23 protein-coding genes are annotated in these 21,306 nt (G+C 36.4%); 7 read left to right on the top strand and 16 right to left on the bottom strand.

The annotated features are described in order from the left end of the window. Positions 1–10: 10 nt before the first annotated feature. From O7776_RS06745 to O7776_RS06715, 7 genes are all read right to left on the bottom strand, one after another. The gene (locus O7776_RS06745; protein ID WP_274309829.1) at positions 11–832 is read right to left on the bottom strand and encodes a hypothetical protein; all 822 of its coding nucleotides are present in this window, start codon (positions 830–832) and stop codon (positions 11–13) included. Then, complete coding sequence (locus O7776_RS06740; protein ID WP_274309828.1) at positions 829–1,518, bottom strand: ABC transporter ATP-binding protein; 690 nt, start codon at positions 1,516–1,518, stop codon at positions 829–831. Before O7776_RS06740 ends, O7776_RS06745 begins: the two co-directional genes overlap by 4 nt. Further along, complete coding sequence (locus O7776_RS06735) at positions 1,511–1,888, bottom strand: GntR family transcriptional regulator (RefSeq protein WP_274309827.1); 378 nt, start codon at positions 1,886–1,888, stop codon at positions 1,511–1,513. Before O7776_RS06735 ends, O7776_RS06740 begins: the two co-directional genes overlap by 8 nt. A 209-nt stretch (positions 1,889–2,097) precedes the next feature. Then, the gene (locus O7776_RS06730; protein ID WP_274309826.1) at positions 2,098–3,051 is read right to left on the bottom strand and encodes a GGDEF domain-containing protein; all 954 of its coding nucleotides are present in this window, start codon (positions 3,049–3,051) and stop codon (positions 2,098–2,100) included. A 24-nt stretch (positions 3,052–3,075) separates the two neighbouring features. Next, complete coding sequence (locus O7776_RS06725) at positions 3,076–3,912, bottom strand: EAL domain-containing protein (protein WP_420802154.1); 837 nt, start codon at positions 3,910–3,912, stop codon at positions 3,076–3,078. An 88-nt stretch (positions 3,913–4,000) separates the two neighbouring features. After that, positions 4,001–5,185: a DUF2812 domain-containing protein gene (locus tag O7776_RS06720; RefSeq protein ID WP_274309824.1), complete on the bottom strand. Its 1,185-nt coding sequence runs from the start codon at positions 5,183–5,185 to the stop codon at positions 4,001–4,003. Continuing rightward, positions 5,178–5,498, bottom strand: coding sequence for a PadR family transcriptional regulator (locus O7776_RS06715; protein WP_274309823.1), 321 nt, complete (start codon positions 5,496–5,498; stop codon positions 5,178–5,180). Before O7776_RS06715 ends, O7776_RS06720 begins: the two co-directional genes overlap by 8 nt. Positions 5,499–5,655: 157 nt before the next feature. Between O7776_RS06715 and O7776_RS06710 the strand changes: the two genes are divergently transcribed. Both O7776_RS06710 and aac(6') read left to right on the top strand, forming a co-directional pair. Further along, a complete protein-coding gene (locus O7776_RS06710) occupies positions 5,656–6,093 on the top strand; it encodes a GNAT family N-acetyltransferase (protein ID WP_274309822.1) in 438 nt (145 codons plus the stop codon). Positions 6,094–6,122: 29 nt separating this feature from the next. Next, entirely contained in the window at positions 6,123–6,563 is a 441-nt protein-coding gene (gene aac(6'), locus O7776_RS06705; protein WP_274309821.1) for an aminoglycoside 6'-N-acetyltransferase, read from the top strand. A 220-nt stretch (positions 6,564–6,783) separates the two neighbouring features. Here aac(6') and O7776_RS06700 read toward each other — a convergent pair whose 3' ends face one another. The 3 genes from O7776_RS06700 to O7776_RS06690 form a co-directional block, all read right to left on the bottom strand. Continuing rightward, entirely contained in the window at positions 6,784–7,815 is a 1,032-nt protein-coding gene (locus tag O7776_RS06700) for a serine hydrolase domain-containing protein (protein ID WP_274309820.1), read from the bottom strand. Between the two features lie 198 nt (positions 7,816–8,013). Further along, a complete protein-coding gene (locus O7776_RS06695; RefSeq protein WP_274309819.1) occupies positions 8,014–8,562 on the bottom strand; it encodes a DUF4256 domain-containing protein in 549 nt (182 codons plus the stop codon). 227 nt (positions 8,563–8,789) lie between these two features. Further along, positions 8,790–9,305: a ClbS/DfsB family four-helix bundle protein gene (locus O7776_RS06690; protein ID WP_274309818.1), complete on the bottom strand. Its 516-nt coding sequence runs from the start codon at positions 9,303–9,305 to the stop codon at positions 8,790–8,792. Between the two features lie 184 nt (positions 9,306–9,489). On the opposite strand from O7776_RS06690, the gene ade reads away from it, so the two are divergent. Next, positions 9,490–11,217, top strand: a complete 1,728-nt coding sequence (gene ade / locus O7776_RS06685; protein WP_274309817.1) for an adenine deaminase — start codon at positions 9,490–9,492, stop codon at positions 11,215–11,217. A gap of 58 nt (positions 11,218–11,275) precedes the next feature. On the opposite strand, the gene O7776_RS06680 is transcribed toward ade, so the two are convergent. Together O7776_RS06680 and O7776_RS06675 are read right to left on the bottom strand one after the other, a co-directional pair. Beyond that, complete coding sequence (locus O7776_RS06680; RefSeq protein ID WP_274309816.1) at positions 11,276–12,124, bottom strand: GNAT family N-acetyltransferase; 849 nt, start codon at positions 12,122–12,124, stop codon at positions 11,276–11,278. Positions 12,125–12,217: 93 nt separating this feature from the next. Next, a complete protein-coding gene (locus O7776_RS06675; RefSeq protein WP_274309815.1) occupies positions 12,218–14,041 on the bottom strand; it encodes an LTA synthase family protein in 1,824 nt (607 codons plus the stop codon). A 368-nt stretch (positions 14,042–14,409) separates the two neighbouring features. Here O7776_RS06675 and O7776_RS06670 point away from each other — a divergent pair, with 368 nt between their 5' ends. From O7776_RS06670 to O7776_RS06655, 4 genes are all read left to right on the top strand, one after another. After that, positions 14,410–15,792 carry a glycosyltransferase family 2 protein gene (locus O7776_RS06670; RefSeq protein WP_274309814.1) on the top strand — a complete coding sequence of 461 codons (1,383 nt, stop codon included), beginning with the start codon at positions 14,410–14,412 and terminating at the stop codon, positions 15,790–15,792. A gap of 74 nt (positions 15,793–15,866) precedes the next feature. Then, entirely contained in the window at positions 15,867–16,550 is a 684-nt protein-coding gene (locus O7776_RS06665) for a WbqC family protein (RefSeq protein ID WP_274309813.1), read from the top strand. A gap of 37 nt (positions 16,551–16,587) precedes the next feature. After that, a complete protein-coding gene (locus tag O7776_RS06660) occupies positions 16,588–17,271 on the top strand; it encodes a PIG-L deacetylase family protein (protein WP_274309812.1) in 684 nt (227 codons plus the stop codon). 37 nt (positions 17,272–17,308) lie between these two features. Next, entirely contained in the window at positions 17,309–18,346 is a 1,038-nt protein-coding gene (locus O7776_RS06655) for a DegT/DnrJ/EryC1/StrS family aminotransferase (RefSeq protein ID WP_274309811.1), read from the top strand. 123 nt (positions 18,347–18,469) lie between these two features. On the opposite strand, the gene O7776_RS06650 is transcribed toward O7776_RS06655, so the two are convergent. The 4 genes from O7776_RS06650 to O7776_RS06635 form a co-directional block, all read right to left on the bottom strand. Further along, on the bottom strand, positions 18,470–18,766 hold the full coding sequence (locus O7776_RS06650; protein ID WP_274309810.1) for a hypothetical protein: 297 nt from the start codon (positions 18,764–18,766) through the stop codon (positions 18,470–18,472). Beyond that, positions 18,748–19,737, bottom strand: coding sequence for an anti-sigma factor (locus O7776_RS06645; RefSeq protein WP_274309809.1), 990 nt, complete (start codon positions 19,735–19,737; stop codon positions 18,748–18,750). The genes O7776_RS06650 and O7776_RS06645 overlap by 19 nt, the downstream gene beginning before the upstream one ends. 1 nt (position 19,738) lies before the next feature. Then, the gene (locus O7776_RS06640; RefSeq protein WP_274309808.1) at positions 19,739–20,218 is read right to left on the bottom strand and encodes a sigma-70 family RNA polymerase sigma factor; all 480 of its coding nucleotides are present in this window, start codon (positions 20,216–20,218) and stop codon (positions 19,739–19,741) included. A gap of 638 nt (positions 20,219–20,856) precedes the next feature. After that, on the bottom strand, positions 20,857–21,255 hold the full coding sequence (locus O7776_RS06635) for a VOC family protein (protein WP_274309807.1): 399 nt from the start codon (positions 21,253–21,255) through the stop codon (positions 20,857–20,859). Positions 21,256–21,306 lie beyond the last annotated feature (51 nt).

Here is a 21,306-nt window from a genome sequence, read left to right as displayed (position 1 = left end):
TTTCCCCTCCCTACACATTAATTTTTCGTTTCAATAAATAGTTGGCAATGATTACTGAACTTACAAAGACAATCAGCGCCATAAACACAACCATCATTAAAAGCTCTTTCACATAAAAATAGTCCGTATAATAACCAATGAATACTGGTACTAGTAACAAAGCTAACGAAAGTGTTATATAAACTCCTGCAATGAAAATCCCTTTCAAATGATAGCTTCGTTCTACTAAAATCGCCGTAAATATCATCGCGACAAATGCTGTACCTACGCCATAGCTCACTAAAAAATGAACCATTGTTTTAGGATATAAAATCGACATTAATTCATAAGAATACGCAATAATAACTCCGCTCTCTATAAGCAGCTCGGCTGGAATCACCCACTTCATAATAAGCTCCGCAACTTGGACTAATAATACCTGTACCCCAACGATACAAAAAACAAATAATAAAATAGCGGTTAGCTTAGCAAAATACACATTGCGTCGTTCAGTTGGTAGCATTAATAAACGATAAATAAACGAAGATTTCCCTAGCCAATCACGATACCAAATAAAAAATATATAAATCATTAACATCGCTGCTGCAAACATAATCGATAGCAGGAATAAACTGTTATTGAAAAAATTAAAAATTGAATAACTCCCGTAGTTTGTGACATAGTCTAGTGCTAACAGCTTTTCTCGCTGCATAACGGTTTCCGCTTGGTCCTTGTAATTGCTAGCCGATAAAAACGCCGCGATTACTTGTGTAGTCGCAACAACTACAACTAGTGCTATAAAAAATTTAAAAAATCGCTGCACTTCAAAGTTAACGAGTTTTATGTAACTCATCCGACATACACCTCCCTCATGACATCTACAACAGACTTTCCTTCCACTTCACGTGTTTTTTCCACATCGATTTGCTTTAAAACCGTACCATTGCCTATTAAAACGGCCTTATCAATCAAATGCTCAATGTCGTTTATTTCATGCGTCGTTATAATAACGCCACGATTTTCGATTAAATGGCTTGTAAATACCTCGGCAATTTGCTCACGTGAGAAAATATCTATCCCTGAAAACGGCTCATCCATTAAAATATAATCCACATCAAGTGCTAAACCGAGCAATAAATTTACTTTAGCAGCATTCCCTTTTGATAAGCTCGAGATTTTCTCGGTCTTCTCTAGCTTGAAAAATGCTAGAAGTTCCGTTGCACGCTGTTCATTCCACGTTTTATAAAAGTCCGACATAAAGGAAAACGCCTGAGCAATGGTATAGCTTGGCAGCATCGTTAGACGGTCTGGAATATACGTAATTTTTTCGTATGCATTTTTATCAATTTTTTGCCCATCAATTAAAATCTCACCGCTGTCGATTGGCGTTAATGCCATGATTGACTTCATAATTGTTGTTTTACCCGCACCATTAATACCAATTAAGCACGTAATTTGCCCTTTTTCAGCGGTGAAGCTCATATCTTTGAGTACCTGTTTACGCTTATATTTTTTATACACATGATTTACTTCAATCACGCCCTTCACCCTCCTCATATTTCTGCTGCACGAGCTCGATTACTTCTGACAATGGCGCATTAATTGACTTAATAGAATTCACAAAAATATGCACCGCTTCACTAATTAATTCATGACGTACACCTTTTAATACATCCTCATTTTTCGTAATACAACTTGGCAAATTTCCTTCTGTATAAATCAATTTTTGCTCCTCCATTTCTTTATAGGCACGCTGCACCGTATTCGGATTAATTTTGAGCTGATTTGCCAACTCGCGACGTGATGGGATTTCCTGCCCCGGTGCATAAAAGCCTTTCGCAATTTGCTCCTTAAAATGGCGCATGACCTGCACATACACCGGATCCCGATTATTAAATTTCACTTCCAATGACCTCACCGCCCTTTTTGTGTATTAGACACTTCATACACTATTAATAAACAATACGCTTACGAAGTGTATTAACCTATTAATACAGTATGCACAAAAAAATGTATTAAGACCTTCATACACCTGTTAATGTGTATTATGTACTTAATACATAAATAATGTCAATTAATTTCCATAAAATTCTTTTTGATACAAATAAACGCTCACTATTAATGGATAGCGAACGCTGGGTTGTGGAATATAATACTGTTGTCTTCCTGCATTTTACATCGCTTTTTCACTTGGGCTACTGCATGAGATAACTCATGTTCATCTGCAAAGATTTGATGTTCATTGGAAACAACCGCAATGGATAACGTCATCGGCTCTAACAAAATTTCATTGCCATTTCGATCTTTTACAATCGGAGGGTGCTCTAAATGTTCCGCATCATAAAATTGATGAATACTTTTTTGGAAGTGCGTAATAATGTTTTCACAAAGAAGAGTAACGTCAAAATGAGGGACAACTATTACAAAATCATCTCCACCAATATGTCCAAGAAAATCATCTTGTGACAGCACACATTGTTTCAAAATAGTTGTTAAGTACAGCAAAACTTTATCGCCACGATTAAATCCGTATAAATCATTGAAAATTTTAAAGCGGTCAACATCAATGTAAATTAGTGAAAAACGTTCGGCGCTTAATAAGTCATTGATTTTATGATTAATCATTTGATTACCCGGTAAACTACTAAGCGGATTGAGTGCACTTGCCCGCGTAATTTCCGCTTCAGCCAATTTTAATAATAATGTTCGGACACTAACGATCCCTACAAAGCAATTATTTTCTGTTACGATTAGGTCATCATATAAATCTCCTTCGTTACGTGCCATCGCCAGCTTACTCGCATCTGCAAGACTAATATTAACATCAACAACTAAAGGATTTGTCTTTGCTAAAAGGGTATTGGCACGCCCCATATATAAGTTATAGCCATAAAGTGTCCCAATTTTTTGATAGAAATGAGACCGAGGGATATGACCGACTGGCGTTTGGTCCTTTACTATCACAATCCCTCGAAGTGTAGGTTGCTGAACGAATTTTTGATTGACCTCTTTGTTTTTTACCTGCTCATCAATCCATTCGGCTTCCTCCACAATATGACCAATAGTAAACATAGATTGTCCACCTAACTTTCAAATCTATTTACGCATAAGCGGTACATTTGCCTCATAAAGTTGTTCATTTGGACGTCCAATGGCATAGCCTTGTGCAAAATGAACACCGGCCTCGCGTATGTATTCGAATTCTTCCATGCGTTCAATACCTTCTGCAATCACTTTTGTTTCTGATTGGAAAGCGTAATTTAATAATACCGATAGGAGTTGCTGCTGCGGAATTTCTGTATCAATATTTTGAATTAACGATCGATCGATTTTAATAAATTCTGGCTTTAAGTAAATGAGCGTTTTTAAACTGTTATAACCTGATCCCACATCATCCACCGCAATTCGATACCCTTGCTTACGATAATGTGATAACACGCGAGAAAACTCATGAAAGTCTGTCACCGCACTGCGTTCAGTCAATTCAAAAACAACTTGTTGCGGGGAAATGCCAAATGATTTTAATAAAGCGAGCGTTTCGCCACTGTGATAATTTTTATCGAGTAAAATATTCGGATGGATATTAATAAATAAAGTAAAATCTTTATTATCCATTTCTTTATTTAATTGTTCACAGTATCGACGAATGGATAAATTGCGGCAAAAACGCTCAAATAAATAAACATTTTTTGTTTGTCCAACAAACTCATAAAAATCATCGGTATTATCAAAGCACGTAACATCATCTGGACGGTTTAATGCTTCAAAGCCCATCGTTTTATTTGCCTGTACATCATAAATCGGTTGAAAATAAGTCTTCATTTTATCTTGCGCCATAATTTTTTTGAGTGCATATAAACGCTGCCAATAAAGAAATTGGTTAAAAATAAAAAATGAAGTCGGTTTTGTTACGGCTAGAGCTTTCAAAATCACACCTTCTCCTACTATCTATTTTGATTTTATTATGAAGGTGAATTATTATACGAATATGTGTTTTTTGTAAATTTTCATTAATTTTATTTTACTCGCTGTCAGAAATCAGTAATCTTGCAACCTGCTCAATTACTTGACTCTTCATTGCATCGCCATAATAGCGAACATAGACAACCTTTTTGCCTTTTTTTGCCGCAATTTCAAGCTTTGGAAAATCCTCACGTGTATACAGCACATCAAATCTCGAATCAGCTACTTTCGAATACAGTCTGCCATCTCCAAAATCGTACCATTTCATTAAATCACGTGCTAATGGTCGAGCTAGAAATTCAAAGCTTACCTCATAGTATTCCGTCATAATTGATGGAGAATATTTTCTACTGCCATCTTCCCACATTAAATTTGGGACGATGCCTGATTCATTCACCGTATATTGTGTTGGCGCAAATGGATTCCACGCTTTTTCGTACATATTGCCATAGTCAATTCCATTACCTAAATGTTCCTCGTGAATAAATGCGTCATTGTTTTCAATCGACGCTAAAGACACAGCAGAAAATTCATGATGATCAGCAGTCAACGTACCTCGCTCCATCATATAAAGTTGCATACTTGATAAAAACAAGTGTAATAACGCAACAACTAAAAACAAACACGCCCATACATGTTTAAGCGTCTTTTTCCGCCATGGGATATCATGCTGTAGCGGTATTCCCCTTTCTAAGTTCTTTTTTAAGCGACGTATTGATAAAGCTGCTTGTGCTACTTGTATCATCAGTAAAAACATAAATAATGGAAGTAATAACTGACTCGTCGTCATTCCTTTCACCAGTTGACGAATTGGCGTGCCATCTAAAAAGAAAATCGCCCAAAAGATCGTACTACTGAAAACAGCTCCAAAAATCGTAAAAATCCAATTGAACATCAGCAATCGATTGAGCTCTTTTAACATATGCGACTGTTGTGTCGGATCGGTATGAATTTCAGGTGCATTCAATTCGACAGGGGAGCTAAACACATGGAAATAATTATAGCTCGTCACATAATCCCAGCCCGCTTCTTCATAAAAATCCAGCTGCTCAATAGCCATTGCCTTTTTAGATACTTCAATGCGGTATTTCATTTGTCTTTGAGGTCTCTTTTCAAAATACGTAAAGAAAACGCCATTCTTTTTCAAGAAAAGTCCTTGCTGCGCCATATGGGTATACCAGCTTTCGTGCTCCACCAAGTTCCAATAATTATTTAACCGAAGCTTTCGCACAACTTTAGTCATTGTCTGTCCCCCCCTCCAATAACTGACTATCTTCTAAGACCGCCTGCAATCGACGGTATTCACTAAGTAGAGCTGCTTTCCCGTCCACTGTAATTTCATACGTTTTTCGACGTCCATCATTATTAGTTAATGCAATGAGCCCATCTTTTTGCATACGTGACAGCACCCCATAAAGTGTACCTGGTCCCATTTGCATTCGTCCGCGCGAAACATCCCCGATGGCATGCATCAGTTGATAGCCATGATTCGGACGCATCAGCGCAAGTAGCACATAATACATCGCCTCGGTCATCGGCCCCCCACTATAAGACATGCTCTTCACCTCACTATTATGCCTCACGATATATCGTATAACATAATAGTAGCGAAAAAGGGTAATTTTGTAAATAAATTAATGGTTTGGAAATTCTCTACAGAAAGTAGCTGCTTTCCCTTATACTTAAGTCAATAAACAAAGGAGAATTAGATTAATGAAATTCAAAACATTTGTAGCGCAAGATTTAGAAGCCTGCACGAAAGCCTTTATTGAGGTATTCAACTGTGCGCCATGGAACGATGAATGGACAACAGAAAATGCTACCCGCTATTTGCGGGATTTTTCTCGTACACCTGGCTTTCTAGGGTTATTAGCGATTGAGCAAGATGAAATAGTCGGATTTATTTTCGGTGTTCGACGTATGTGGTGGAGTGGAGAGGAATTTTTCATTCATGAAATGTGCGTAAAGTCACAAAAACAACACACTGGAATTGGAACAGCATTATTAAATCAGCTAGTAAACGAGCTCGCACCTCACGCCATTCAAAACATCACATTACTTACAGACCGCGGCATCCCTGCTGAAGCCTTTTACAAGAAAAATGGCTTTGAGGAAATTGAACGTATTATTTTTTTAAGTAAGGATTTATAGAATATAAAAACATTTATTTGGAGGTACATATGATTAAACATGCTCAAATTTCTGATGTAAAAATTGCAGCTGAGCTCGCATTATTGCTGTGGCCAGACAATGTATTAGAAGATTTCATTTTGAATATGAAAAGTTGTATTACTGGTGAAAATAGCGTAATTTTTTTAGCAATTGATGCTGATCAGGCAATTGGCTTTGCGCAATGTCAGTTGAGAACAGATTACGTAGAAGGTACAGATTCAAGTCCAGTTGGTTATTTAGAAGGGCTCTTTGTTTTGGACAATTACCGTCAGCAAGGAATCGCTCGAACACTTGTTGAAGCATGCGAAAAGTGGGCGCTCACAAAGGGGTGTACAGAATTTGCGAGTGATTGTGAATTAGACAATACCGACAGTTTGAAAATGCATTTAAAGCTTGGTTTTACTGAAGCCAACCGTATTATTTGTTTTACGAAGAAGCTTAAGGAATGAAGGTTTGTCCAAAAAGTATTTACTTTTTGGGTAGCGTCCGTTTAATGTATTATTAATCCGCTGTAGGCTGCTTTTCGTGGTGGTCAGAATAAGAATGAATGCAAAAAACGTCATATCATGTGACAACGCATTCATGACCAACTTCGTGCTGACCCTCATCCTCCGCGCAAAGGGAATGTCCCAGAATCACTTCTCGGTCATTCCCTTTTATAAGCCTTATTTAATCATTTAAAATCGTTTGCTCAAGCACCTTAAAGACACGAAAAGCCCCATCACTTTTATTGGAACAAACGACGGTTTCTACTTGGTTTTTCGGATAATAAGCAGAATGAAAGCTCACACCAGGGTCATAACCCATAACATGATACTTCGTAATTTCATCATTCATTTGGTCAATCCATATCCCATATCCATAAAAACGGTTATAATCCCCATCGGTATTGATATAGGGTTTCAATAGTCTTTTTGTGCACGGCTCACTTAATAACTTAAAATTCATAAGCGCATTCCATACTCGGCTCATATCTTCTACCGTTACAAAAGCTCCACCATCAGAGCCACCTTTTACAGGCAATGAATAACTGTTGGCTCTCCAATTTCCATCGGCAGCATCAATATAGCCAATCGCTGTATTTACAGGCAATGCGTCTAATTCAAAATAGCCAGAATGAGTATTACCTGCCTTTCTAAAAATATGTTCCGCAATATAATCAGCAAATTCCATCTTGCTAATAGTTTCTACAACAAGACCTAATAAAATATAGCCTGCATTATTATAATGGAACCTTTCCCCAACCGGTAGCTTCATCGGTTCATTTTGAAAGAGTGGTAAGAAATCCCGTAAACGACGCATTAAATACATCGGCTTCTTGATCCAAAGCTCTTCAAAGTCGTCCATTATTTCTTCATCAAAGTAATCTGGTATACCGGCAGTATGTGTTAATAGGTGATGAATTGTTATTGTTGGATCAAAATATGGAAATGGACCCGTTAACATTTCCGTTAGCTTCGTTTCAAACGAAAGTTGCCCTTTTTCAACAAGCTGACATATAGCAATCGCTGTGAATAACTTGCAGCCCGATGCTATCCCAAAGCGTGTTTGGGCATTATTCAATACTTCATGTGTGCGGTTAGCATAGCCATAACTAAATTGTTGCAATAACTGGTCATGTTGCTTTACTAAAATTGTTCCAGAAAAATCAATTTCTTTCATAATTACTTTTACGTTTCCATTAACTGTTGACATTTTCATCTTAATTCCCTTCAAATTTGGATTTTTTAAGATAAAAACTGGTTCACTTAAATTTTCTGATTAATTTTCAGAATAAACAAAACTTAGCAATTCTAGTATAACATAGCAATTTTCATCTTCCTAAATTTAGCATTTTCGTTTAGACTTGTTCCCTAACCCCCAAAAAGGTAGCAACGCCATGACGCTGCTACCTTCTTTTTATATTGTTAATACGCCCCGGAAACCACGTGCTGCATAGTAGGAATCTGCTCCGTTATGATAAACGAACACAGTATTATAGCGTCGGTCGCAAAATATAGCGCCACCAAGCTGACGAATTTCATCAGGTGTTGCCACCCAACTAGACGATTTTAAATCAAATTCACCTAATTGCTGTAAGGCACGGTATTGCTCCTCTGTCGCCATCTCAATGCCCATTTCCTTTACGATATCCATCGCACTTGTTGCGGGTGGATGATTTTTACGTGCCTCTAATGCTGCGCGATCATAGCACACACTTCGACGACCTTTTGGACTTTCCTTTGCACAGTCCATGAAAATAAAAGCTCCGTCTTCCGTTGTTCCGACAACATCTGGCTCCCCTGCTGTTTCTTCCATTTGTGCTAAAGACCATAGCTTATCCGGCGAATTGCCAAGCTTTTCTTCAACTTGCGTCCACTCAATCCCTTCATGGCGCTGTAGATTTTTTTCAAAGCGCTGCTGTAGCGTTTCTAATAATTGCTGTTGTTGTTCTGCCGTTAATGCCATCTATAAAACCTCCATCTTTACCTTTAAAATAACGGATATGTAATACTTTCGTCAAATGGAATAGATATACATTCCGTCACATCTAACTAAAAAAGCTTGTTGCGCAATGACTCCTTATCAATTTATATAGATTATAAAAATGCACCTGAAATTACTTTGGTAATATTTTCTCGTCAAGAAGTCTCTTCAAATCAACAGCGATATGAAAATACATTCTAACGACGGGGTTATTTTACAGGAACCATTATTCTCTGCTTAATCAACGTACAGCGCTTTTTTGCCCATTCGTAATGATCGACTGTATTCGCTGCAAAATAGCTATACAAATTACTTGTCTTCGTCCATTTATAATAGTTTTTCGTAAAAATTTCTTCGTCGGTATGTGCTTCGATTAATTTCAATACTCGGTGATGACTTAATGTTATCTTCTTTTGCGCAGCGTTTAATGTGATGTCCTGATAGTTTTCAATAATTTTCGTATTCAGCTGCAGCAAATTTCTCCACTTGTAACCAGGGGCCGGCATAAATGGGGTATCACCATCCATTCCTTCACCATACCACCGTTCAAGCATCACATGCCATTCATATAAATGCATGAGTACATCACGGAAATTCTTTTCTAGAAAATCCGATTCCACAGTCATTGTCCTTTTTCGTGCAGGCACACTTTCGATTATTTCGATCATCTCCGAAAAACTTTGCTGCGCCTGTTCTAGTAAAATTTGTTGTTTTATATTCGGCATTTTAGTATCCCCATCATCTGTTTTTCCTATATTATACTTGAAACCCAACTCGATTAGATTTACTATTCAAAAAATTAAATAATTCATAGTAAACTTCTGAAATTTTTCCAATAGATTTATCACATTATTCGCTCTTCACTGGCAGATACGTTATAATTTCAAAAACTACTGGAGGAAATATTCAATGAAAAAATTAATCGCGATTTCACAGCACCAAATCGAAGCGGATTTTATTTTACGTAATGCGATGGTTGCAGATGTGTTTTTATTACAATGGAAAAAAGCTGACTTAGTCATTGCTAATGGACGTATTATTGCAGTGGATTCGGAAGGAAACTATAAAGCAAAGCATGAAGAAGATGCAAACGGACGTTACTGTATCCCTGGACTCATTGATGCGCATATTCATATTGAATCGTCAATGTTAACACCAGAGCATTTCAGCCGAATTTTACTGCCACATGGTGTGACAACAGCTATTACCGATCCACATGAAATTGCGAATGTTGCGGGTACTAAAGGGCTTTCATATATGATCGACGAGGCACGTCATGCATTGATGGACATTTATTATATGTTACCTTCAAGTGTCCCTGCGACAAGTTTTGAGCATGCAGGTGCAATACTAAAAGCAGCGGATTTAGCGCAATTTACTAAAGATGAACAAGTACTCGGCTTAGCAGAAGTAATGGATTTTGCAGCTGTTTTAAATGGTGATGATGATATGCTAGAAAAAATTCAGCTCGGTTTAGACAATGATATGATTATCGATGGCCATGCCGCTGGACTTAACGCTAAGCAAATTACTGGCTACCGCGCCGCAAACATTCATACCGACCATGAATGCGTAAGTGCGGAAGAAGCTATCGAACGTGTTACACAAGGTATGTTTGTCCTTATGCGCGAAGGCTCAGCTGCAAAAAACGTCCGTGCGATTTTACCAGCTGTTACTGCACAAAATGCACGTCGCTTTGCCTTTTGCACGGATGATAAGCATTTAGATGAAATTATTGAGGAAGGGACAATTAACGCCTCAATCGTAATAGCTATAAAAGAAGGCATGGATCCTTTACAAGCGATTCAAATTGCCTCTCTCAACGCCGCGGAATGCTATCGCCTGCACAATGTTGGAGCTCTAACAGCTGGCTTCCAAGCAGATTTTGTTTTACTTGATGATCTTGAAACAATGCAAATTGCCGCGGTATGGAAGCGCGGTGAAAAAGTGGCTGAAAACGGAGTTATGCTATCGTCTGTTGCTACTCTAACTGAAGTACCAGCAAGTATTTTACAGTCTGTACAATTACCTAACATTACAGTAGAAGATTTCAAACTGCCTTTAACGCAATCATTAGTAAATATAATCGAAATTATTCCGCATCAAATTATCACAAAAAAATTAACCGCACATGTCGATATAGTTGACGGTGAATTCGTCCCAAGTATCGACAAGGATTACTTGAAAATCGCCGTTTTCGAACGTCATTTACAGCGCGGCACAAAGAGCGTTGCCATCGTTCATGGACTTGGTTTACAGGCCGGTGCTGTTGCGACTACGATTTCTCATGATTCGCACAACGCAATTGTTGTAGGAACTAATGATGAAGATATGGCGACAGCACTCAATGCACTCCAAGAAATGCAAGGTGGACTTATCGTCGTTAAAGATGGAAAAGTATTAGCACAAATGGCACTACCTATTGGTGGCATTATGACCAATGTTGATGCAGCTATAGCAACAAAGGAGCTACACGCAGTTCATGAAGCACTGCATATACTGCACCCGACCTTATCTTTCCATCTATTTTTAACGCTATCCTTCCTAGCATTACCGGTTATCCCTACACTTAAATTAACGGATACTGGGTTATTTGATGTTGAAGCGTTTGAGCATATTAATATTGAAGTGAAATAATTAAAACCGAGAACAAAAGTAAAAAATCAATTTTGTTCTCGGTTCACTTTTATAAAATTCACTTCCTTGGAATAACCACCGCGTTACAAGCCTTTTCATAAAATTCAAGTGGACCTGCCTCACCAAGTACCGCATATTCATAGCCAATTTCGTTCATTTCATTTAACGCCAAGTGTAGCAGTGTGAAGCCTACCATGCGAGAACGGTTTGTCTTTAACGTTCCCATTGGCCCAAATATTCCTTTCCTATTACGCGAAACATCATAGCAAGCGAAGCCGATAATATACTCATCTTCTAGTGCAAGAAAAATTGGAATTTGCTCCTGTGCAAAACCGTTTTCAATTGATTCTACCCATCCAACACCAAACTGCGTCTCGACAAAGTCAACAATCGCTATTTGATCTGTTGGATGTGCTCGGCGAAATGTCGTTTGCTTATTAAGTTTACTCGGAAATATATAGTTTCGTAAATGCACAATCATATCACGTGCTTTACAAACAATATCGTGCATCCCCGGGACATCGAGCCCTTTTAAAATTTCTAGCGTTTTTGGATCATCACTTCTAAAAATTCCATCTGCCAAATGCCCTTCGTTGATGACAAGCTGACCATAACGATGCATACGCTGCTCGGCGATTTCAAGCACTTGCCTTGTTGCCTCTGATACTTTCATCATAAACGGTTCAATATTTGTTCCTTCAACAGAATCTACTCGATATAGCTCATTGATTTTCTCATGTAATACATCCTTCAACTGCGGATAACTCCTATTTAATTCCGAACAAACTCCTGTTTGCTCTTCTGACATCGCAAGTAAAATATGCACTGGATACACAAGCCCTGTTGTTACTCGCGCAATATCCTCAGCTTTTGTTAAGATACGTTTACTTCGATCCGTAAATTTCAACCAAATTCCCCCTACCCATACAACTCATTTTCTAATTTTCTTATTATTCTTCATTACCTAAAATATTCCCTTCTATTTGATTTATCCCTCGGCTTATTGCTCAAATTCAAACATCCCCAGCTCAATTGAATATTGTTCGCCTTCATTAATGTCATATTGAATCATTCGATACATATTTACCAGCTTCTGTGCATCTTCTGACAATTCATCTTCCGTAACAAATTCCCCGTCTGATTGTACTAAATACTCTCCCCAACGAATAACTGGTACTGTTTTTTTGACTTCATCCAGCATGACATAATAGGGTGTTAACGTTACATTCAACTGCTCCAAAACAATCGAACTCATGACATTCGGGCTAACAATGGAATAATCTAAGGCAGGCGTTTCAAAATTGCTATAAACAAAATAATCCGTTTGATAAAAGGCTAAATTCTCGTGTTTACTCTCATCAAAACTTTCAAATATTTCTGATGGCAAATGATCCCCGAAAAAGAACACTGTTATAGGCTTATCGATTTGATTAATTTCCTCTATAAAATTCTCAGTCTCCCCATCTGTATAATGAATACCTTGAACATATGTTTCGATTGCAGATTTCTTTTGTTCATCTAACTCATTCAATACTTGAAATTGATTAGAATACTGCCCCTCTTTATAAGGAAGATGATTTTGCATCGTTGTTAACAACATAAATAAATTATTATCTTCTTGATCTTTTACAATATCTAACACTTCTTGATAAGCTGATTTGTCGCTTATATACTCACTATTATCGACCATTTCCTTATAGGATAGATCTAGATCGCCTCCATCATAATAAAAGCGATCAAATCCAAACTTTTCAAAAACCTCTTTCCTCCTATATAGGCCTGCATTATAAGTGTGCACGGCCGTTTTTTGAGAAAATACATTGGTTAGATTCGGCGCTTCTTTTAAGTTAGGTACAAGCAATGTGTAAGGAATCGTTAGTGATGAATCGAAATAAGTTGTGCTAAACCCTGTTAAAACTTCATATTCAACATTGGCTGTCCCACCACCGTAACCGGAACCCAACATTACCCCTGAAGTTGTTTCATTCTTTAACGACCTAATGTACGGAATCGGATCATCAGAAAGTTGCAGTGAAGGAATTCTCAAAGGGTCAACAAAACTTTCACTTAAAATAAAAATAACAATGTGATTTTTTAAACTATCCTTTCCGTCATTCCCTGCTTTAGCCTTTTCTTTATATTCGTTAACAATTTTTCTCACAGCTTCATAGGAATAGTTTTCAGGCTGCTCCCCCATCACTTGAATATCTAGATTTTTTATAAAACCTACAATTGGACCATTTGAACTGTAATCTTCCGTCAAATCCCAATAAACATCCGTAATACCGAAAGCTGATGCCATTACTCGAAATGGACTAAATGGGTGATTACTATAATACATACTCATAATAATTAACATTAAAATGAATGCACTTCCTATTCTCTGTTTCGTCGTAAAAATCACATTTGATTTGATTTTTGTAACGAGTAGAAAAGCTCCTACTAGTAATCCAAGAATAACGAATAAAACCATCACATGAATTTCGTTCAGCATTTTAATAATAGAAGTTATCTCAAAAATTTGAGTAAAATCACTTGGTAATAGTGGTTCGCTTCGATAGCTTATCTTCAAATAATCTGCGAATGCGAATAACATGACCATGCTAAAAAACGAAAACCAAGCATACTTTTGACGATTAAATACAACAAGACCACATAGATAAAACACAAATAACACCAAAACTCCGAACAGATAACGCTGCCAATAATAGACCGTATTTTCCCAGACATCTTGAAAATGAAACTGACTATGAAAAGTAAGTAAAATGAATTGCGCTACGAGTAAAAATAAAATAGTCAGACCACCATTTTTAAATTTTTTCATAATACCAACCTTCTTTTCTTAAAATTTTTGAAATGTAACCTGTTGTATTTTATTTAAAATTCTTTTGAAGAAGCTGGACAATAATTACGGAATTTCAATTTTTTTTAGCTTCTAATATTCGTAGAAATTATCCTGCTATGAACACAGCACTAAATGAAAGTACCCATTTGTTCAAAATACGTTAAATTACATCTGGCTCGTTTATTCTTAATCATAAAAAGCTGCTTGAAATCGTTGTAATCATGCCGATTTCAAGCAGCTTTGTTTTTATTTGATTCTCCACAAAATTTCCCTTGAAAAGTAAACAAATGTACAAACCAATTGATAAACCGGACATATTAATACCTCAAAAGGTTGGTGAAAATTACATGATTTTTGAAGATACTTCCGGTCAGCGTTGGGTTAGAATAAAAATTTTTTTATCTATGGTTGTATTTACCTTTCTAATTGCACTGTCGCTCTATGGATTAAATCATTACAAAATTATTCATTTACCATTAATCAATATAATTACTACAAATTTTGTTACTGTTTTAATAAAAGTTTTTTCAGCCTATTTATTGATCACTATCATACTAGGCTTCCTAAGAATGCTAATCATCATCTTTTTTTGTTTTAGACAACACAAAAGAAAGAAAATTATTCAAGAGTATTATTCCATAAATAAGCCTTATCTAAAACTGTTTAGACCGCGAGTTAGTGTGATTGTACCTGTTTATAACGAAGAAGTTATCATTAGACGAACGATTAAAGCTCTATTAAAAAGTGAATACCCATTAACAGAGATCCTTATCATTGATGATGGTTCGACGGATCGAACAGCTTATGTCGTCAGCAAATATTTTTCGCACACTCCAAAAGTCAAATTACTTCAAAAAGAGAATGGTGGAAAGGCTTCCGCACTGAACCTTGGTTTTAAAAAAGCGCTAGGAGATATTATTATTACCGTTGATGCAGATACAATATTTAAGCCAGCTACTATTGATGAATTAGTAAAAAATTTTTCAGATTCGAATGTCGCCGCCGTTACAGGGAATTGCAAAATCGGGAATTTGCATAATCAACTGCTAATTTGGCAACATATCGAGTTTGTTACGACACAAAATTTAGACAAAAGGGCCTTTGAGGAACTAAGTTGTATAACAGTTGTCTCCGGTTCAAATAGTGCGTGGCGTAAAAGCGTCGTCGAGAAACTAGGATATTTTCATCATGATACTCTTGCAGAAGATACGGAACTTACACTTAGAATTTTGAATGCTGGACACAAAATTATTTATGATGATCGTGCCATTTCTTACGAGGAAAGCCCTGAAACTATTAAGGAGTTCGTAAAGCAGCGCTATCGGTGGTCTTATGGTATCTTACAAGCCTCATGGAAACATAAAAAATCCATCCTTACCTCTCGTAACAAAACACTAAAATATTTTGCCGTACCAAGCTTGTTATTTTCCTATTTACTTTTTTTAACCGCTCCAATTATAGATATCCTTTTTATCCTTGCAATTTCAACAGGGTCAACTAGCATTTATTTGTTTGCTTTACTATTTTATTTTACGGACACCTTAAATTCGTTTTTAGCATTTAAGATTGAAAATGAAAAAATGAAGCCGCTGCTATGGATTTTTTTACAAAGAATCGGCTATCGTTATTTGCTAGGCTATGTCACATGGAAAGCGGTAATCGCGGCTTTACGTGGAAATCATGTACGCTGGGATTCATTAATACGGACAGGAAATAACGTTTACAAGTAAGTTCTCTTGAATATAGATTTTATACCTATATGTAATTAGATATGTTGAATATCCTATTCCGAGGGAGTGATACTTTGAAAATTGCTATTCATCAACCAAACTATATTCCTTGGATTGGCTACTTCGACAAAATAGATCAAGTAGATAAATTTGTATTATTAGATAAAGCACACCATTCAAAAAGTGGATTTCTTAACCGAAATAAAATCAAAACTCCACAAGGTGAATTCATGCTAACTGTGCCATTAAAGACGAAGCAAAAACCTATAAACGAAATTCACATTGCGAACAATAGTAAATGGCAAGAAATTCATTGGAAAATAATCGAAGCGAACTATAAAAAATGCCCATACTGGAGCGATTATCGGCATGGGTTTGAGCAAATATACAGCAATAAATGGGATAAAATCGCAATGTTAAATATTGCACTCATCGAGCACATTAAATCGCTATTAATGATTACAACTGAACTACTGCTCGAATCTGATTTCGAAATAGATTTTGGTCAAAGAAATTCACGAAATGTAAACATCACATCTCATTTAAATGGTGACGTTTATTTATCAGGTACGGGTGCACAAGTATATAACGATCCTAGCGAATTCCATGCTCAGCAAATCCAACTTGTCTATCAAAATTTCAAACATCCTATTTACCCTCAACGTTTTGGGAATTTCCAGCCTAATCTTTCTATAATAGATATGCTCTTTAATTGTGGACCTGAAACAATCAACATCATTCGTCATAATCGACTTTAAATTCGATTGAATAAAGACATTAACAGGAGGTGAATCGATGATTACATTAGGAGCTGAAAGAATATTAATCATTGCTCCACATGCTGATGATGAAGTGCTTGGCTGTGGAGGACTTATTGAAAAAGCTTGTCGACATAATAATCAAGTCAAAGTTATTGTTGTTGCTGTTGGGGATATTATTCACACCCATAACAATCAACTTGTATTGGCTTCAACCCGTATTAAAGAACTGCAAGATGCTTTGGAAGTTCTGGGTTGTAACGATTTCGAAGTGATCTATAACGATAAAGATTCCTTACTTGACACCATCCCTAAAAATGAACTGGTTGCTAAATTAGATAAAATTATCAGTAGTTATGAACCTACTATGGTATTTATTCCCCTCCCTAGCTATCACCAAGACCATAACGTTTTATTTGAAACCTGTTTTGCTGCACTTAGACCACGTACAAATCAAAATATAAAATTAATTGCCATGTATGAATATCCGCTTATTTCATGGCAATACCAAAAATTTTGGAATACGGGCGAATTATATTTAGATATCTCTCAAACATATCAAAAGAAAATCGATGCCTTTTTAAAACACGCCTCCCAAAGACGCCCTCCTAGAAACCTTCTTTCACCTGAAAGTGTCTTGAAATGGGCAGAAATGAGAGGGTTTGAAATCGGCATTCCATATGCAGAAAAGTATTATATATTACGTTCTCATATTCTTTAACGACCTTCTCATAAAATAATGGAGAGGAGACTTTTCCATGACTAAAAAAAATATAAAAAAAAATTTTGTTCCACATAATCGACCAACTTTAGGGAAGCAAGAGGAAAAAGTTGCAGTAGAAGTAATTCGTTCAGGCTGGATTGCCCAAGGTAACGCAGTAGAAAATTTCGAAAACGAAATATGTCAGTATTTAGGTTTACCATCAGGTTCAGCAGTTGCCGTTTCAAGCGGCACTGCTGCTCTTTATATGACACTCGCTATTTACAAAGCAAAAGATAAAAATATCGCCATTCCATATTACTGTTGTTCGTCGGTAAGAAATGCCGTAACATTAGCTGGGGGTAACCCAATTTTAGTGGACAGTAAAATGGATTCTCCCAATATTAATATGGAGACCGTTAATTCTTCTATGGACATTGCAATCATTCCACATCTTTTTGGAATACCACAAAAAATATCCAAAGGTCTTTCCAAAACCTTTATTATTGAAGATTGCGCCCAGTCATTAGGTGCCTATGTAGATGATGTTCCCGTTGGATTGCAAGGAGATGTCGGTATATTTTCATTTTATGCGACAAAATTAATCACTTCTGGTGGTCAGGGCGGTATGATTGTCTCTAGAGATTCTGCCTTTATTAAAGAACTAAAAAACTATCGAACATTCAATCAAATGGACATTCAAAAACACTTGTTTAATTTTCAAATGACGGATTTACAGGCCGCCATTGGGAGTGCACAATTACGCCGATTTACGAGTTTTTTGAAAAGAAGGGAAGAAATTTATCTTCAATATAAAGACGCAAATATCCCCTTACTCAATTATGAAAGTGGTATACAACCCGTTCGATTCCGAGCTATTTTACAAACACCGATACAAGCTGAAATTATCACCGCACTAGCAAAATATAATATTGCAGCAGCCATTCCAATACAACAGTCAGAATTAATTGGATTAAGTGATAACTATCCAAATGCTTCTTATTGGATTCACAATACGGTTTCATTACCAATCTACCCTTCACTTCGAAATGAGGATGTCAAAAGAATTATTAAAGTCGTTCGTAAACTTTTGTGAACCCATAATTGTGTACAACACTTAAAATAGGAATCGGATAAACGATATTTGTTGTACGAAATGTTCAGTCTTATTTAATATACATTTACTTCGATCAGTAAATTTCAATATTACCCCCTATTATTACGGAAACGGAAAGATCATCCATCCTAATACAAATGAAACAAAGATAAATAACAATAAAAATAACGATATCCCAAGCCCCCAAAAACCTAATAAACGAGTGTTTTTCGAAAAAATAGCGGGCCATGAGAAAATAAATCCAATGCCAATAAAAATAATGAAATAATCTAACAGCACCATCGAATAATTCGTCAACATATCTATATTAAACAATAGTAAGATAAATAAACCACTGACAATCGATATCCACGCTGCGATTGCCGATAATTTTGCTTGCTTTAATTTGCCCAGTTCCATAATTTCACCTCACCTATTTTCATTGTGCGAATTAAATTTGTTTCACGTAGCTTTTCAATTTCTTTTTTAGGCCCAGTCACAACGACCGCATATGTTTTTATACCATGTTCATTTATATAAGCAATTCGTTCGTTTAGTTCTAAGTTTTTAGCGCTCGATACTTCAGTTGCCAGCTCTTCATATTGAACGATAAAATCTAAGATGTCCTTAAATGCTTGCTCGTTACTTTCTGCGTTTCTAAATGGAGACCAATACGTATTGTCAACTTGCACTGGATAACCGATTGGCGATACAACATTACCATCCGCACTTAAATTCGAGTGCTCCACACCAGTATCTACTGCCGCCCAAACGACATCGACATTTTGAAAACTGCGGCGGATTTCATCGACTGTAGTGAGCTCATTTAGTGAAATATATGCTTCAACAACTGTTTCAGCTGGAAGTCCGCTTAATATCTTCCATTCTTTTGACGAATTAATTTCTGAACGATTATCCGGATGTGTAAGCCAAGGACTTGTTTCCGTTGGATATTTTCTTGAAACACGTTCTAACGCTGAATTCACCTCTTTTTTCGTCAAACCACCAATTGTATAGCGCATATCATAGGTGTTCACTTTAAAATCCTCTTTCCCAATTCGCTTATATTGGTCAAACTTCAGTTGCATCGAAAATGGGGTGAATTCCATATCAAACTCTAATTCCTCTAGTGATGTATTCGGCTCTGTCACGTAAAGTGTTTGACTTGTAACGTCCATTAATGTAGTCGATTTCGTCACAAATGCATAATAAAAAAATGTAAACATATAGCTTACCGGTAAAATCATTAGTAGCACCGTGAGCATCCCTAAAACAAGCTTAATTTTTGACAGTGACACGGTACGTTTCATTTGTTTCGTAAGCTTCTGCTGCTCTTCCTGTTCGAGCTGGTGCTCTTTACTCGCGGCGATTAATTTTTCGTACTCATCCATCCTACAAACCTCCTTTTTCAATTAAACTTCTCATTTTTTTACGCCCTCTTAACAAATGACTTTTCAATGTGTTTAGCTTCATATCTAATATTTGCGCAGCCTGTTCATTTGTACAATCCTGAACATCACATAATAAAATGGCCTGTTTTTCAAGTGGATTTAGTTGATCAAGTAAATTTAACAGCGTTGTAAAACTATCTTGCTGTACAAAAATCATTTCCGGTGTTGTATAGTCAACGCATTCGACTTGCTCGTATGGCTCACTTCGCTTCTCTTTGCGGCAGTGATCTATGTATGAATAATAGGCAACTTTGAAAAGCCAGGGTTTTAGTTCATAAATGGGTTGAGCAAGCAATGTCACATGCGCTTTATAAAACGTATCTTGTAACAAATCTTCAGCTGTCTCGGGGTGTCGACAAAGTGAAAATAAGTAGCGATAAATATCATTTACATAGGTCGAGTAAAGTCGTTCCAGTTCCATTACTTCCCACCTTTCACCTTATCCTCGAATAAACGCTCCAAAAGGTTGCAAAAAAAATCAAATTATTTAATTCATAGCGTAACATAATCCATTTCTTGTTATGTAAAATCTTCCATAATAATTTTAGAATAGTTTGGTACAATTAACCAAAACCATTTGATACAACTAACATGGATACATGGACTCAAGAACAGTGGCAAAAATTTGTTTGGGGAAGAAAAAGATCATGTAGGCAATCAATTATTACTGATGAATGATAACTATTTAAATATAAAAATATATTCAATTCGGGCAATGGAAAATTGATGATAGCATTTATAATTTATCTCATGAAAAGCCTCTTTATTTTAAGAAGCTTTCTGGGGTTAGGGGGTTTCAAAAGTGTGTAAAGCGTACTTATTTTGAAGAATGGGACAAGGTTACAATTGAAATAAACATTCTCGATGCAGAATCAAATACTAGTATTAGAGAGCTTGAATTTCAAATAAATAAGCATTATATCCAGATTTTTTAGTAACATACAATTCCGAGGCACTGACAGTATTCTTGTGTAAATAACGCTTCAGTCTTTTCGGATAAACTGTCATTTTGCATAAACCGCATATTTCATGATAAAAAATGCGGTTTATGAATTTGATTTAAGGAAGATTAATTTGCCACGAAACACCAAAACGGTCATTTATCCAGCCGAATTTTTTACTAAAGCCGTAATTGTTTAATGGCATGAGTGCTTGGCCGCCTTCGCTTAGCTGCTCGTACAGATTGTCCAGCTCCTCCTCGGAATCACATGTAATATAAATCGAGAACGAAGGAGTAAAGGTAAACTGATGTTTAATATTACTGTCAATACACATAAATTCTTGCCCTTTTAACGTAAAAGTAGCCTGCATCACCGTTCCTTCGTCTCCGCCAGCTTCATTTGCTCCGTAACGAATAATATGAGTAATTGCTGAATCTTCAATAATGGATGTATAAAAATTCATTGCCTCTTCTGCTTTTCCATCTTGGAACATTAAAAATGGCGTAATTTTCCTCATAATAACTTCCCCTCCTGAAATTGTTATATTTTTATTATAAATCAATTTTAA

Source organism: Solibacillus daqui, from assembly GCF_028747805.1.
Taxonomy (GTDB): domain Bacteria; phylum Bacillota; class Bacilli; order Bacillales_A; family Planococcaceae; genus Solibacillus; species Solibacillus daqui.
This window is presented reverse-complemented; position numbering and strand designations above follow the sequence as displayed.